This window comes from Agilicoccus flavus, from assembly GCF_014857905.1.
Classification (GTDB): Bacteria; Actinomycetota; Actinomycetes; order Actinomycetales; family Dermatophilaceae; genus Agilicoccus; species Agilicoccus flavus.
The window spans coordinates 259,502-273,924 of record NZ_JACYXE010000004.1 but is presented as its reverse complement, the minus strand read 5'-3'; the positions used below and the strand labels follow the sequence as shown (position 1 = coordinate 273,924).

Annotated in this window: 9 protein-coding genes; 3 read left to right on the top strand and 6 right to left on the bottom strand. The window is 75.1% G+C overall.

Going from position 1 to position 14,423, the window contains the following annotated elements; translation table 11 throughout:
- Window positions 1-107 precede the first annotated feature (107 nt).
- The gene (locus ICW24_RS08620; protein WP_226345301.1) at window positions 108-5,351 is read left to right on the top strand and encodes an Lhr family helicase; all 5,244 of its coding nucleotides are present in this window, start codon (window positions 108-110) and stop codon (window positions 5,349-5,351) included.
- Window positions 5,352-5,468: 117 nt separating this feature from the next.
- A complete protein-coding gene (locus ICW24_RS08615; protein ID WP_226345300.1) occupies window positions 5,469-6,368 on the top strand; it encodes a DNA-formamidopyrimidine glycosylase family protein in 900 nt (299 codons plus the stop codon).
- Here ICW24_RS08615 and ICW24_RS08610 read toward each other — a convergent pair.
- The 4 genes from ICW24_RS08610 to rimO all read right to left on the bottom strand — a co-directional run bounded on the left by ICW24_RS08610 (window position 6,328) and on the right by rimO (window position 9,379).
- Window positions 6,328-6,702, bottom strand: coding sequence for a helix-turn-helix domain-containing protein (locus ICW24_RS08610; RefSeq protein WP_226345299.1), 375 nt, complete (start codon window positions 6,700-6,702; stop codon window positions 6,328-6,330). The genes ICW24_RS08615 and ICW24_RS08610 overlap by 41 nt on opposite strands.
- An 87-nt stretch (window positions 6,703-6,789) precedes the next feature.
- Window positions 6,790-7,278, bottom strand: a complete 489-nt coding sequence (locus tag ICW24_RS08605; protein WP_226345298.1) for a CinA family protein — start codon at window positions 7,276-7,278, stop codon at window positions 6,790-6,792.
- Window positions 7,275-7,916 (bottom strand): CDP-diacylglycerol--glycerol-3-phosphate 3-phosphatidyltransferase, encoded by a 642-nt coding sequence (gene pgsA, locus ICW24_RS08600; RefSeq protein ID WP_226345297.1) that lies wholly within the window; start codon window positions 7,914-7,916, stop codon window positions 7,275-7,277. The genes ICW24_RS08605 and pgsA overlap by 4 nt, the downstream gene beginning before the upstream one ends.
- Complete coding sequence (rimO, locus tag ICW24_RS08595; RefSeq protein ID WP_226345296.1) at window positions 7,913-9,379, bottom strand: 30S ribosomal protein S12 methylthiotransferase RimO; 1,467 nt, start codon at window positions 9,377-9,379, stop codon at window positions 7,913-7,915. The genes pgsA and rimO overlap by 4 nt, the downstream gene beginning before the upstream one ends.
- A 92-nt stretch (window positions 9,380-9,471) precedes the next feature.
- Between rimO and ICW24_RS08590 the strand changes: the two genes are divergently transcribed.
- Window positions 9,472-10,683 carry a dipeptidase gene (locus ICW24_RS08590; protein ID WP_226345295.1) on the top strand — a complete coding sequence of 404 codons (1,212 nt, stop codon included), beginning with the start codon at window positions 9,472-9,474 and terminating at the stop codon, window positions 10,681-10,683.
- A gap of 43 nt (window positions 10,684-10,726) precedes the next feature.
- On the opposite strand, the gene ICW24_RS08585 is transcribed toward ICW24_RS08590, so the two are convergent.
- A complete protein-coding gene (locus ICW24_RS08585) occupies window positions 10,727-11,641 on the bottom strand; it encodes a serine hydrolase (RefSeq protein ID WP_226345294.1) in 915 nt (304 codons plus the stop codon).
- 8 nt (window positions 11,642-11,649) lie between these two features.
- Entirely contained in the window at window positions 11,650-14,274 is a 2,625-nt protein-coding gene (locus ICW24_RS08580; RefSeq protein WP_226345293.1) for an FtsK/SpoIIIE family DNA translocase, read from the bottom strand.
- Window positions 14,275-14,423 lie beyond the last annotated feature (149 nt).

Genomic DNA, 14,423 nt, shown 5'->3' with positions numbered 1-14,423 from the left:
GCCCGGTGCGGCCTCGCGGGTCGGGTGAGCGTGAAACCCGGAGGGTGGCGCGTGCGGACCGCTCGGGTGACGACCTTGTCGGTGCGGGATGTCAGGCTGGGCCGACCATGACCTCCACGCCGCCCGCGGACTCCGCGCCCCGTGCCGAGCCGCTCGCGCCGGCCGACCCGGCCCACACAGCCGACGCGTCGGTCGACGACGACGTGCTCGCGCGGTTCTCCCCGCCCACGCGCACGTGGTTCACCGAGGCGTTCGCGGCCCCGACGCCGGCACAGGCGGCGGCCTGGGCGTCGATCAGCTCCGGGGAGGACACGCTCGTCGTCGCCCCGACCGGATCCGGCAAGACCCTCTCGGCGTTCCTGTGGGGCCTCGACCGTCTCGCCACGTCCCCGCGCCCCGACCCGGAGCGGGCCTGCCGGATCCTTTACGTCTCGCCCCTGAAGGCGCTGGCGGTCGACGTCGAGCGCAACCTGCGCTCCCCTCTCGTGGGCATCGAGCGGGCAGCGGCCCGGCTCGACGAACCCTTCTCGCACGTGACCGTCGCCACCCGCTCCGGCGACACCCCGGCCCGGGAGCGCGCCGCGTTCACGCGCCGGCCCAGCGACATCCTCATCACGACCCCCGAGTCGCTGTTCCTCCTGCTCACGTCCCGCGCGCGGGAGAGCCTCGTCGGCGTGGAGGCGGTCATCGTCGACGAGATCCACGCGGTGGCCGGCACGAAGCGGGGGGCCCACCTGGCCGTGAGCCTCGCCCGCCTCGACGCGCTCGCGCAGCGGCGGCCCCAGCGCATCGGGCTGTCGGCGACGGTCCGGCCCGTCGAGGAGGTGGGCCGGTTCCTCTCCGGCACCGGGCAGGTCCGCATCGTCGCTCCCCCGGCGGCCAAGCGCTGGGACCTCGACGTCGTCGTGCCGGTGCCCGACATGGGCGAGCTGGGCGCGGTGACCGAGGACCTCTCGGGCCCCGCCGCGGGCGCCGAGAACCGGAGCTCCATCTGGCCGCACGTCGAGGAGCGCATCGTCGACCTCGTGGCGGAACACACCTCCACCCTCGTCTTCGCCAACTCCCGTCGCCTCGCGGAACGCCTCACGAGCCGGCTCAACGAGATCTGGGCGGAGCGGCTCGAGGCGGCCGGACCGGCGCCCGTCGGGGGCCCCGAGGACACGAAGGACACAGTGGACGCAGCGGGGACCGAGGACACCGGGGAGCCGGTCGTCGGGGTGGTCACGTCGGACGTCGCGCACCCCGACGGTGCCGAGGGTGGGCAGGGCGACCCGGGCCTGGACCAAGACGGAGACGACGACGACTGGTACGTCGACCCCGCGACACACGACGCCCCCGCGCCCCGGCCGCCGGCGCAGCTCACGGGGCAGTCGGGCACGTCGGCCGGCGCGCCACCGGTCCTCGCGCGGGCCCACCACGGGTCGGTGAGCAAGGAGGTGCGGGCCGAGATCGAGGACGCGCTCAAGGCCGGTCGGCTGCCCGCGGTCGTCGCCACGAGCAGCCTCGAGCTGGGCATCGACATGGGTGCGATCGACCTCGTCGTCCAGGTGGAGTCGCCGCCCAGCGTCGCGAGCGGTCTGCAGCGGGTGGGCCGGGCCGGCCACCAGGTGGGGGCCGTCTCGCGCGGCGTGTTCCTGCCCAAGTACCGCGGAGACCTGGTGCAGAGCGCCGTCGTCGTCGAGCAGATGCGCCGCGGCGGGATCGAGGCGCTGCGCATCCCCGCCAACCCGCTCGACGTGCTGGCCCAGCAGGTGGTGGCGATGTGCGCCCTCGACGACTGGGCGGTGGACGACCTGCTGCGGGTCGTGCGTGAGTCGGCGCCCTACGCGACCCTGTCCCGGCCGGTGCTCGAGTCGGTCCTCGACATGCTCGCCGGTCGCTACCCCTCCGAGGAGTTCGCGGAACTGCGACCGCGCATCGTGTGGGACCGCGTCACCAACACGCTCACCGGCCGCCCGGGCGCGCAGCGCCTCGCCGTCACGAGCGGCGGCACGATCCCCGATCGGGGGCTGTACGGCGTCTTCCTCGCCTCGGGCGACGAGCGCGCGAGCCGGCGCGTCGGTGAACTCGACGAGGAGATGGTCTACGAGTCGCGCGTCGGCGACGTCTTCACACTCGGGACGTCCACCTGGCGCATCGAGGACATCACCCACGACCGGGTCCTCGTCTCGCCCGCCCCCGGGGCGGCGGGGCGGCTGCCGTTCTGGAAGGGCGACACCCTGGGCCGCCCCGCCGAGCTGGGCGCGGCCGTCGGGGCGTTCGTCGGGGCGATGGCCGCCGATCCACCGGAGGCCTCCCGGGTCAGGCTGCTCGAGGCCGGGCTCGACGACTGGGCGGCCGACAACCTGCTCGCCTACGTCCGCGAGCAGTCCGAGGCGACGGGGCACGTGCCCGACGACCGGACCATCGTCGTCGAACGCTTCCGCGACGAGATCGGCGACTGGCGGATCGTCGTGCACTCCCCCTTCGGCAGCCAGGTGCACGCGCCGTGGGCGCTGTGCATCGCGGCCCGGATGGAGGAGCGGTTCGGCCTCGACGTGCAGGCCATGCACGGCGACGACGGGATCGTCCTGCGCCTGCCCGACGTCGAGTTCGGCGGCGGGTCCGGCGGGCTCGGGTCCGCCGACGGACCCCCGGGAGGCCCGGAGGCCGACGGCTGGTCGACGGGCCCCGGCCGCCCCGACGAGGTCGTCGACGCCATCGTCCTGGCCGCCGACGACGTCCGCGACCTCGTCACCGAACGGATCGGGGGGTCGGCGCTGTTCGCGTCGCGCTTCCGGGAGTGCGCGGCCCGCGCCCTCCTCCTCCCCCGGCGCAATCCCGGCCGCCGGCAGGCCCTGTGGCAGCAGCGGCAACGCTCGGCCTCGCTGCTGGCGGTCGCCTCCCGGTACGAGTCGTTCCCGATCGTCCTCGAGGCGGTGCGGGAGTGCCTCCGGGACGTCTTCGACGTGGACGGTCTCGTCGACCTCATGTCGCGGATCGCCTCGCGGGCGGTGCGGGTCGTCGAGGTCGAGACGCCCACTGCGTCGCCGTTCGCCCGCAGCCTCATGTTCGGCTACGTCGCCCAGTACCTCTACGAGGGCGACGCCCCGCTGGCGGAGCGGCGGGCGGCGGCGCTGTCGCTCGACCCGGAACTGCTCGCCGACCTGCTCGGGACGCAGTCCTCGTCCCTCGCCGATCTGCTCGACCCCGAGGCGGTACGCCGCACGGAGGCGCAGCTGCAGTGCCTCGAACCCGACCGGCGGGCGCGGCACGCCGAGGACGTCGCCGACCTCGTGCGGCGCCTCGGTCCCCTGAGCGAGGCGGAGGTCGCGGCGCGGACACGGGAGGACGTCGCGGCGCACGTCCCCGGGTGGCTGGACGACCTCGAGCGTGCGCGTCGCCTCGTGCGCGTCCGCGTGGCGGGCGCGCCGACGTGGGCGGCCGTCGAGGACGCGGGCCGGCTGCGGGACGCCCTCGGCGTCGCCCTGCCCGTGGGCCTGCCGGAGGCGTTCCTTTCCGGCGGCGCCGACCCGCTCGCCGACCTCGTCTCCCGGCACGCCCGCACCCACGGCCCCTTCGGGGCGGCCGACGTCGCGCGCCGGTTCGGGCTCGGCATCGCCGTGGTGCGCTCGGCCCTGGGCCGGCTCGTCGCCGACGGCCGCGTCGTCACCGGGCACCTCCGTCCACTCCACACCGGCCCGTCGCCCGAGGACGCGTCGGACGGCGCGCGGCCGGAGCCGGGCGCCGGCGGAGCGCCCCCGCCCGCCTCCGGCGAGGCCGCGCACCTCGACTACTGCGACACCGACGTCCTGCGCATCCTCAAACGCCGGTCGCTCGCCCTGCTGCGCGCCGAGGTCGAGCCGGTGGAGCAGGCCGACCTCGCCCGATTCGTCCCCGCCTGGCAGGGGATCGGCGGCGACCTGCGCGGGGTCGACGGGGTGATGCGGGCCGTCGAGCAACTCGCCGGCGCGGTCCTCCCGGCGAGCGCTCTGGATTCCCTCGTCCTCCCGGCGCGCGTGCGCGGGTACCGACCGAACCTGCTCGACGAACTCATGGCGGCCGGCGAGGTGACGTGGCAGGGCCACGGTTCCCTGCCGGGCCACGACGGCTGGGTCTCCCTGCACCCGACCGCGACCGCGCCGCTGACGGTCGCGCCTCCCGATCCCGGTTTCACCCCCGCCGAGCACCACCGCGCCGTGCTCGACACCCTCGCGGGCGGGGGTGGGTGGTTCTACCGCGACCTCGTCGCCGCATCCGGGGTCGAGGCGAGCGAGGCGACCCGCGTGCTGTGGGACCTCGTCTGGGCGGGCCTGGTGACCGGCGACGGCGTGGCGCCGCTGCGGGCGCTGCTCGCGGGCCGACGCCGTTCCGGGGGAACGAGCCGGCGCCCGGCCCCCCGGCCGGGCCGCTACTCGCGGCGCTCGTTCGGCTCCTTGACGGGATGGTCGGCGGGGGCCGGACGCGGCGGGGCGGCCACCGGGGCTCCCGCCGCCGCGGGCTCCGGAGACGGAACGACCTCGGGTCGGTGGAGCCTCGTGCCCACGCCCGAACCCGACCCGACGATCAGGGGCTACGCCCTGGCCGAGGTCCTCCTCGACCGGTACGGCCTCCTCACGCGCGGGAGCGTGGTCGCCGAATCGGTGCCGGGTGGCTTCTCCGGCGTCTACCGCGTGCTCGCCGCCGCCGAGGACGTCGGTCAGGTCCGGCGCGGCTACTTCGTCGAGGGCCTGGGGGCGGCACAGTTCGCGACGAACGGCGCCGTCGACCGCCTCCGCGCCCTGGCCCGACCGCTCGGTCAGGGTCCCGAGGGTCCCCCGTCGGGCCGCCGCGGCCCCTCGGTGTCCGGTCACGATGGGGTCGTGACCTCGGCCGTCGTCCTCGCCGCGACCGACCCCGCAAACCCGTACGGCGCGGCCCTCGACTGGCCGGGAGGGCCGGCGGACGCGCCCGATCGAGGAACCGACGGGCCGGCGGACGCGGGCGGCGCCGCCGGCGCGCGCGACGAGCTCGACGGTGACGCCGACCGGTCCCGGGCCCCGGCAGAGCGTCGCCCCGACTCCCGGGCCGGCGAGGGCACCGGGCACCGCCCCGGACGCAAGGCGGGCGCGCTCGTCGTCCTGCATGACGGGCGCCTCACGGCCTACGTCGAACGGGGCGGGAAGAGCCTGCTCGCGTTCTGCGACGAACCCGGGCCCCTGGCCGAGACGGCCACCGCGCTCGCGGGCGCCGTCACCGACGGGCGGCTCGGCGCCCTCGCCGTCGAGCGGGTCGACGGCGAGGCGGCGTTGCGCTCCGAGCACCCGATCGGCGCCGCCCTCCGGGAGGCCGGGTTCGTGACGACGCCGCGCGGCCTGCGGATGCGGCGATGACGCCCACCCCGCCCCACGGGCCTCTGCGAGGGCGCGCGACATCGGTCGCGGCGGCCGCCGTCGCAGGACCGACCGGGCGACCCGGTCTGCCCTCGATGACCCGGGCGGAGGTGCGTCGTGCCCGAGGGTGACACCGTCTTCCGCACCGCCCGCCGCCTGCACCAGGCGCTCGCGGGCGCCGAGCTCACCGTCACGGACCTGCGCTGGGCCGGGGTCGCCGAGGTCGACCTGACCGGTCGGTCGACCCTCGAGGTCGTCAGCCGCGGCAAGCACGTGCTCCACCGCGTGGAGGGGGGCGTGACGATCCACTCCCACCTGCGCATGGACGGCCAGTGGCGCGTCGCAGCGACGAGCGACGTGAGCGCCCGCGACCTGGGCGACCACCGGCTGCGCGCGGTCGTCGGCACGTCGGTGTGGACGTGTCTCGGGCGGCTGCTCGGCATGCTCGACGTGGTCCCCACCAGCGAGGAGCACACCCTCGTCGGACACCTCGGGCCCGACCTGCTCGGCCCGGATTGGGACGCGTCGGAGGCCCTGCACCGGGTGCGGGCCCACCCCGACGTCGCGGTCGGCGAGGCGCTGCTCGACCAGCGCAACCTGGCCGGGATCGGCACGATGTACGCCGCCGAGTCCCTCTTCCTCCAGCGGCTCCATCCCTGGACGCCCATCGCCGAGCTGCCGGACGGCGCCCTCGAGGCCCTGGTCGACCGGGCTCGGCGCCTCCTCCTGCTCAACCGCGAGAACGCCGTCCAGACGACGACGGGCCGCGGCGGGCGCGAGCCGACGACGTGGGTGCACGCCCGATCGGGCCGACCCTGCCTGAGGTGCGGGGCCACGGTGCGGGTCTCGATGATCGGACCGGCCCCGCGGGAACGCACCATGTTCTCGTGCCCCGCGTGTCAGGGCGGACCAGGGCCGGCCGACGACGGTCGACCGCAGGAGCCGCTCGGGTCCGCCGGCGGGCGGGGCGGCGAGGTCAGGCGGCGGAGTCGCGGCGCAGGACGCCGCTCGTACTGACCGGGAGCGGGACGGCCGGGGCGACCGCGCCGTCGGCGGCGGCCGTGGCCCCGGCAGGTGCGAGACGCGTCGGGCGCAGGCGGCCTTCGGTGGCCTCCTCGACGCTCTCGAGGCGGTCGGAGACATCGCGCAGCATCGTGGACATCGGCAGGTCGAGGGCCGCGCAGATCGACGCGAGCAGCTCGGAGGAGGCCTCCTTCTCGCCGCGCTCCACCTCGCTGAGGTACCCCAGCGAGACCGAGGCGAGCGTCGACACGTCCCGAAGGGTACGGCCCAGGCCCTGGCGGCGGGTGCGTAACACGTCACCCACCTCATGCCTCAACACGACGGCCACGGCGCCCCTCCCCTCACGTCATCGATGAACCCGACCTCTACGGTACCTGTTCGGCCGATCGGGCGCCCGCAGCAGCTTGCCGTCCGATCAGATGTGAAGCGCGCTGAGCTCGGCCAGCATTCCCAGCGCCGCGTGCACGGTCGCGACCCGGATCGCGGCCCGGTCTCCGGGCAGGTGCAGCTCGCGCACCGAGCGCGTCGCGGACGACATCACCGCGACGTACACGGTCCCGACGGCCGAGCCCTCCGAGCGTGCGGGCCCGGCGACCCCCGTGGTCCCGATCCCCCACGTGGCGCCGAACCGGTGCGCCGCCCCCTTGGCCAGCTGCGCCGCGACCTCCGCCTGGACGGGTCCGCCGTTCACGAGCACGCCGACGTCGACGCCGAGCAGGCCCGTCTTGACGTCGCTGTGGTAGGCGACGACCCCGCCCCGGACCACGCGGGAGGCGCCGGGCGGGTCGACGAGGGTGGCGACCACGAGTCCACCGGTGAGCGACTCTCCCGTGGCGACCGTCTGACCGGTGCGGGCGAGGTGCTCGACGAGCGCGGCGACGTCGACCGACGCGGGCGCGTTCATCGGGGGCCGGCCGTTCCGTGCGCGTCGGAATCCGGGGTCCGCGACGGCGCCGCGACGAGTCGCCGCGCGGCGAGCACGTAGTCGACCCCGGTCACGACGGTGACGAGCACCGCCGCCGCCATGGCGGCGATCGCGAGCGCCGCCCACCACCCGCCGAGCGGCACGAGAAACATCGTCAACGCGACCGCCTGCAGCACGGTCTTGAGCTTGCCGCCGCGCGAGGCCGGCATGACCCCGTGCCGGATGACGACGAAGCGCAGCAGCGTGACGCCGATCTCGCGCACGAGGACGAGGACGGTCACCCACCACCAGAGGTCGCCGACGATCGACAGCCCGATGAAGGCCATGCCCGTCAGCGCCTTGTCGGCGATGGGGTCGGCGAGCTTGCCGAAGTCGGTGATGAGGTTGCGGGACCGGGCCAGTTGCCCGTCGAGGCGGTCGGTGGCCATGGCGAGGACGAAGACGACCGCCGCCCACCAGCGCAGCGGGGCCTCGTGGCCCCCGTCGGCGAGCAACAACCACCCGAAGACGGGGACGAGGGCGATGCGCAGGACGGTGAGGGCGTTCGCGATGTTCCAGTTGCTCGCCGTCGCGTTCGCTGGGGTCGCCGTGGGCTCGCCGGGACCCGCCGTGCTCACTGCGCCCACCGGGGTTCCACGATGAGGTCGACGCCCTCGTTGCCGATGACCTCGCACTCGACGATGTCGCCGACCTCCAGGTCGTCCACGCCGAGGATGACGCACGTGCCGTCGACCTCCGGGCCCTGGTGCGCGGCCCGACCGTACGGCGCGCCGTCGTCGACGACCTCGACGAGCACCTCGACGATCTCGCCCTCGCGCTCCTCGGCGCGCTGCGCGGTCGTCTCCTCGACGAGCCGAGAGAGGGCCTCGACGCGTTCGGCGACGACGTGCTCGGGCAGGTGGCCGTCGAGCCCCTCGGCCTCGGTGCCGTCCTCGTCGGAGTACCCGAACACGCCCACGACGTCGAGCGAGGCCTGGGACAGGAACGACGTCAGTTCTTCGAGGTCGGCCTCGGTCTCGCCGGGGAAGCCGACGATGACGTTGCTGCGGATGCCGGCGTGGGGGGCCGCTGCGCGGATGCGGGCGATGAGATCGAGGAAGGCCTCACGGTCGCCGAAGCGTCGCATCCGCCGCAGGAGGGGCCCGCTCGCATGCTGGAACGACAGGTCAAAGTACGGGACGACGCCCGGGACGGACGTCATGGCCTCGATCAGACCCGGCCGCATCTCGGCCGGCTGGAGGTAGCTGACGCGGACACGCTCGATGCCGTCGACCGCGGCGAGCTCGGGCAACAGCGCCTCGAGGAGGGCGAGGTCCCCGAGGTCCTTGCCGTAGGAGGTGGAGTTCTCGCTGACGAGGAATAGCTCGCTGACGTCGTGCTCGGCCAGCCAGCGGGCCTCGGCGACGACGTCGCTCGGGCGGCGCGAGACGAACGAGCCGCGGAAGCTGGGGATCGCGCAGAACGAGCACCGCCGGTCGCATCCGCTCGCGATCTTCAGCGGGGCCCACGGACGGTTGCCGAGGCGTGACCGCGCGACGCTGGGGCCGCTGGCGGGCGCCCCCACGAGGTCGGCCTCGGGCGCCGGGGCGACCGCCCCGTGGCCGGGCAGGGCGACGAGGTTCGCCGCGTCCTGGCGCCCGGACGGCGCGAGCGGCAGGAGCCGGCGACGGTCGCGCGGCACGTGGGCCTGCGGGCGTTCGCCGGCGAGGATCGCGGTGAGATGGCTCGACATATCGGCGTAGGAGTCGAAGCCGAGCACGGCGTCGGCCTCCGGGAGCTCGTCCGCGAGCTCCTTCCCGTACCGCTCGGCGAGGCAACCGACCGCCACGACCTTCTGCGTGCGACCGCTCTCCTTGAGGTCGGACGCGGCCAGCAGCGTGTCGATGGAGTCCTTCTTCGCCTGCTCGACGAAGCCACACGTGTTGACGACCGCGACGTCGGCGTCACCGGGATCGTCGACGAGCGACCACCCCCCGGCCGCGAGACGGCCCGCGAGTTCCTCGGAGTCGACGTCGTTCCGGGCGCACCCGAGGCTGACGACGGCGACCGATCGCGTGTGCGGTTCGGTGCTCGAGGTCATGGGGCGAGTCTACGGGTCGCCGCCGAGCGATCGCTGCGGGCGCCGGTCCACACCGGCCGACCACGGACCGGGTGGCGTGGCAGGCTGGTCCGATGAGCGAGAGTCTGCCCCGCGTCCGGGCCTTGCTGCGCGAGCACGTCCTCGTCGACGGCCACAACGACCTCCCATGGACCGCGCGCCGCGCGCACGGCTACGACTGGCACGGCATGGACCTCACGCGGCGGCGCGCCGACACCCACACCGACCTCGTCCGGCTGCGCGAGGGCGGGGTCGGCGCCCAGTTCTGGTCCGTCTTCGTGCCCGGGAACCTCCCCGGGGACGACGCGCTCGTGGCGACGCTCGAGCAGATCGACGCCGTGCACCGCCTCGTCGAGGCATACCCCGACCACCTCGCGCTCGCGACGACCCCGGCGCAGCTCGAGGAGGCGTTCGCGTCCGGGCGGATCGCGTCCATGCTCGGCGCCGAGGGCGGGCACTCGATCGGCAGCTCGCTCGGCGTGCTGCGGATGCTCTTCGCGCTCGGGGTCCGCTACATGACGCTGACGCACAACCACAACGTCCCGTGGGCCGACTCCGCGACGGACACCCCTGTGCTCGGGGGCCTCTCCGAGTTCGGGCGGGAGGTCGTGCGGGAGATGAACCGGCTCGGGATGTTCGTCGACCTGTCCCACGTCTCGGCCGACACGATGCGGGACGCCCTGGCCGTGAGCTCGGCCCCGGTGATCTTCAGCCACTCGAGCGCCCGGGCGGTCTGCGACTCGCCCCGCAACGTGCCCGACGACGTCCTGGTGCGACTGGCCGCCGGTGGCGGCGTCTGCATGGTCACCTTCGTCACCGAGTTCGTCTCCCCCGCCGCCGCGCGCTGGCGGGCGCAGGGGCGCGAGCTGGCAGCCACCTCCGGCGTGGACGCCAACGACTACGAGGCGATGGCCGCCTTCGTGCGCGAGAACCTCGGCCCGAAGCCCGCGGCCACGCTGGAGGACGTCGTCGCCCACGTCGAACACGTGCGCGAGGTCGCGGGGATCGACCACGTCGGCCTCGGGGGCGACTACGACGGCACCGACTCCCTGCCGGCCGGGCTGGAGGACGTCAGCGGGTACCCGCGCCTGCTCGCGGCCCTCGCCGACCGGGGCTGGTCCGACGCCGACCTCGCCAAGCTGGCCGGCGGGAACCTCGTCCGGGCCTGGCACGACATGGTCGCGGTCGCGGACGCGGCGGACGCCGCCGGTGACCGTCCCCGCCTCGCGACCCTGGCGGGCCTCGACGGGGCCGCGGGCCGAGGCGGCCCGCCCCCGGCGCCCTGACCCGCGCCGACTCGACGCCGGGTCCGCTCCGGCCGATCCGAGCTCAGCGGGCCGGGCAGCGCCCGCCGTCCGCCGGTCCGAGGGCCGCCACGAGACCGCGCACCGTCCGGTCGAGCGCGGCCGCCCCTGCCGGGTGGGAGTCCTTCGGGGGCTGGGTCGCCACGGCCACGGCCACCGCCGACCCGTCCGCGAGCGGGACCACCCCGATCTGCCGCATGAGATAGCCGTGGGGGCTGGGCCCCCACCCTCCCTTGAGGTGGGAGCCGGCGACGCGGCCGATCCCCCACCGCTGCGCCGCGTCGACGCGGCCCATCCGCTCCCACACCGGCGCCACCCCCGCCAGGCAGGGCAGCCCGGCGGCGAAGCGGGCGGCGTCCGGCACGCTCCAGCGCGTGAGCCCGAACGAGACGTCGGAGCTGCCGTCACGTGCCGTCCGCGTGGTGGCGTCGCCCGCCTGCGCGAGCACGGCGTCGACGCTGCGCGCGGCCTGCTCGGTCGGGCCGAGCGAACGCCACAGGCGTCGGGCGGCGTCGTTGTCCGACACCGTCAACGCGAGGTCGAGATCCCGGCGGACCCCCTCGCCCGGCTCGCCGCCGGCCGCGCGGACCGCGGCGAGGGCCACGGGCACCTTGATCGTCGACCACGACTGTTGGTCGGTGACCGACCCCAACGCGCGGACCGCGTCGGGCCGGCCCACCGGGGCCCAGGCCAACGCGAGCGATCCCCCGGCCGCCGCCCGCCACCGGTCGAACCGCGCGGACAGCGCCTGCTCGGTGAGCGCGGGCGGTGTGGTGGGCGGGGGCGTGGTGACCGACGACGACTCGGGCTCGATGCCGCTGCACGCCGACGCGACGAGCGAGACGAGCAGACCCGCCCCGAGCAGACGCACGCGGGGCGACCGCGTCGTCGCGCGGCGGGGCCGGCCGTGCGTCCGCCCGGCGTCGGAGGTGAGGATCACGGTCGACCTCAGCGCGCGCCCCGCCCGGTGAGCTCCCAGGCGTCCTCGCTCTCGTCCTCGACGACCTCGACGCCGCCGTCGTGGTCGCCGAGCGCGGCCGCCCCGGCGTCCGGCACGTCCTCGCCCCGCATGACCGCGAGGGTCGCGGGGAGGTCGTCGGGCTTGATGAGGACGTCGCGGGCCTTGGACCCCTCGGAGGGACCGACGACGCCCCGGGACTCGAGCAGGTCCATGAGCCGGCCCGCCTTGGCGAACCCGACCCGCAGCTTGCGCTGCAGCATCGACGTCGAGCCGAACTGGGTGGTCACGACGAGCTCCGTGGCCTGCAACAACAGGTCGAGGTCGTCGCCGATGTCGTCGTCGATCTGCTTCGTCGGCGCCTTGACCGTGACGTCCTCGCGGTAGCTGGGCTTGAGCTGCCCGGTGACGTGGGCGACGACGTCCTCGATCTCGGACTCCGTCACCCAGGCGCCCTGCACGCGCATCGGCTTGCTCGCCCCCATCGGCAGGAACAGCGCGTCGCCCTGACCGATGAGCTTCTCCGCGCCGGGCATGTCGAGGATGACGCGGGAGTCCGCGAGCGACGACGTCGCGAACGCGAGCCGCGACGGCACGTTGGACTTGATGATGCCGGTGACGACGTCGACGGACGGCCGCTGCGTCGCGAGGACGAGGTGGATGCCCGCCGCGCGGGCGAGCTGGGTGATCCGCTGGATCGACGCCTCGACGTCGCGCGGGGCGACCATCATGAGGTCCGCGAGCTCGTCGACGACGACGAGCAGGTACGGGTACGGCGCGATGACCCGCTCCGACCCGGGCAGGGGCTTGACAGCCCCGGCGCGGACGGCCTTGTTGAAGTCGTCGACGTGCTTGTAGCCGAACGCCGCGAGGTCGTCGTAGCGCGCGTCCATCTCGCGCACGACCCAGTCGAGGGCCTCGGCCGCCTTCTTGGGGTTGGTGATGATCGGCGTGATGAGGTGCGGGATGCCGTCGTAGACGGTGAGCTCCACGCGCTTGGGGTCGACGAGGATCATGCGGACCTCGTCGGGCGTGCTGCGCATGAGGATCGACGTGATCATCGAGTTGACGAAGCTCGACTTCCCGGAGCCGGTGGCGCCGGCGACGAGCATATGCGGCATCTTCGACAGGTTCGCGATGACGTACCCGCCCTCGACGTCCTTGCCGACGCCCATGACCATCGGGTGGGTGTTGCGGTGGGCCACCTGGCTGCGCAGGACGTCGCCGAGGCTGACCGTCTCGCGGTCGGCGTTCGGGATCTCGATGCCGATGGCCGACTTGCCCGGGATCGGCGACAGGATCCGCACGTCGGCACTCGCCACCGCGTAGGCGATGTTCTTGCTCAGCGCCGTGACCCGCTCCACCTTGACGGCCTGGCCGAGCTCGACCTCGTAACGGGTCACCGTCGGCCCCCGCGAGAATCCCGTCACCTGGGCGTCGATCCCGAACTGGTCGAGGACGCCGGTGAGGGACTCGACGACGCGGTCGTTGACCGCGGAACGCGTCTTGTGCGGCGGGCCGGGCTTGAGCAGCTGGTGGTCGGGGAGCGTGTAGGTGACGTCGCCCGCCAGCGAGAGCTGCTCGACCCGCGCCGGGAGCGGCTCCGTGACGGGCGCCTCGAGTTCGGGCTTCGGCCGGTTCTCGGGGACCTGCGAGCCCTGGACCGGGCGCTTCTGCCCCGGCCGCGGCCCGGAGGCGGGGGGCGAGGACGCGTCGGCCCCGGCCGGCGTGGGCGCGGTCGAGTGCTCCGAGGTGGCGACGTCGGTCACCGCGGGTGGTACTGCCGACGCGGCGGTCGAGCCGCGCCCGGCCCGATCGGAGCCGCGCGCGCCGCCCGTCGATGCGTCGGCCACCTCGGCCGCGCCGTCGATCCCCTCGGTCGGCGCGTCGTCGCCGCGCCGAGCGCCCCGCAGCAGCCGACCCGATCGGCGACCGACGCGGTGCACCTGCGCGGCCTGCTCGAACGCCTCGTCGCCGGCCAACGGACCCTCGCCCCGCGCGCGCCGTTGGCGGGCGAGCGCCGAGGAGGCGGCGTCGTCCCGCGGCGTCGTGGGGCCGAAGAGGCTCTCGCCCAGCTCGGCGAGGCGTTCGGGGATGCGGTGCACCGGGGTGGCCGTGAGGACGAGCACCCCGAAGACGCCGACGAGGACGAGGATCGGGACCGCGCCGTACGCGGTCAGACCCGCCTCGAGCGGCGCCCCCGCGAGATAGCCGATCATGCCGCCGGCCACGCGCAACGGCTCGAGGCCGCCCGCCATGCCCGGCGAGCCCATGAGCACGTGGAGCACACCGCACAGCGCCAGCGTCGTCGCGATCGTGCCGATCGCCATCCGGTTCGTGCCGCGACCGTCGTCCGGCCGGCGCATGACGCGGATCCCGAACCCGACGAGCACGATCGGCAGCAGCAGCACCGCCCGACCGAACGTCCCCGCCCCGACGGTGTGGATCAGATCGCCCACCGTGCCCGGCAGACCCCACCACTCCCGCGCCGCGAAGACGATCGCCAGGGCGATGAGGAAGAGGCCCCAGCCGTCCCGACGGTGCTCCGGCTCGAGGTCGCTCGCGCTCGCGCCGACCCGGCGAACCGCTCCACCCGCCACCCGGGCCACCCCCATCCATGTTCCGCGGACCGCTCGCACACCGAGCGGGAGGCCGCCGTCCTTGGCGCGCGTGGCCCCGCGCCCTCGGGCCGTCGAACCGCGACCCGACGCGGCGCGACCGCCGCGCGACGTCGCGCCGCCCTTGCCCGACGCCGCCGGACGAG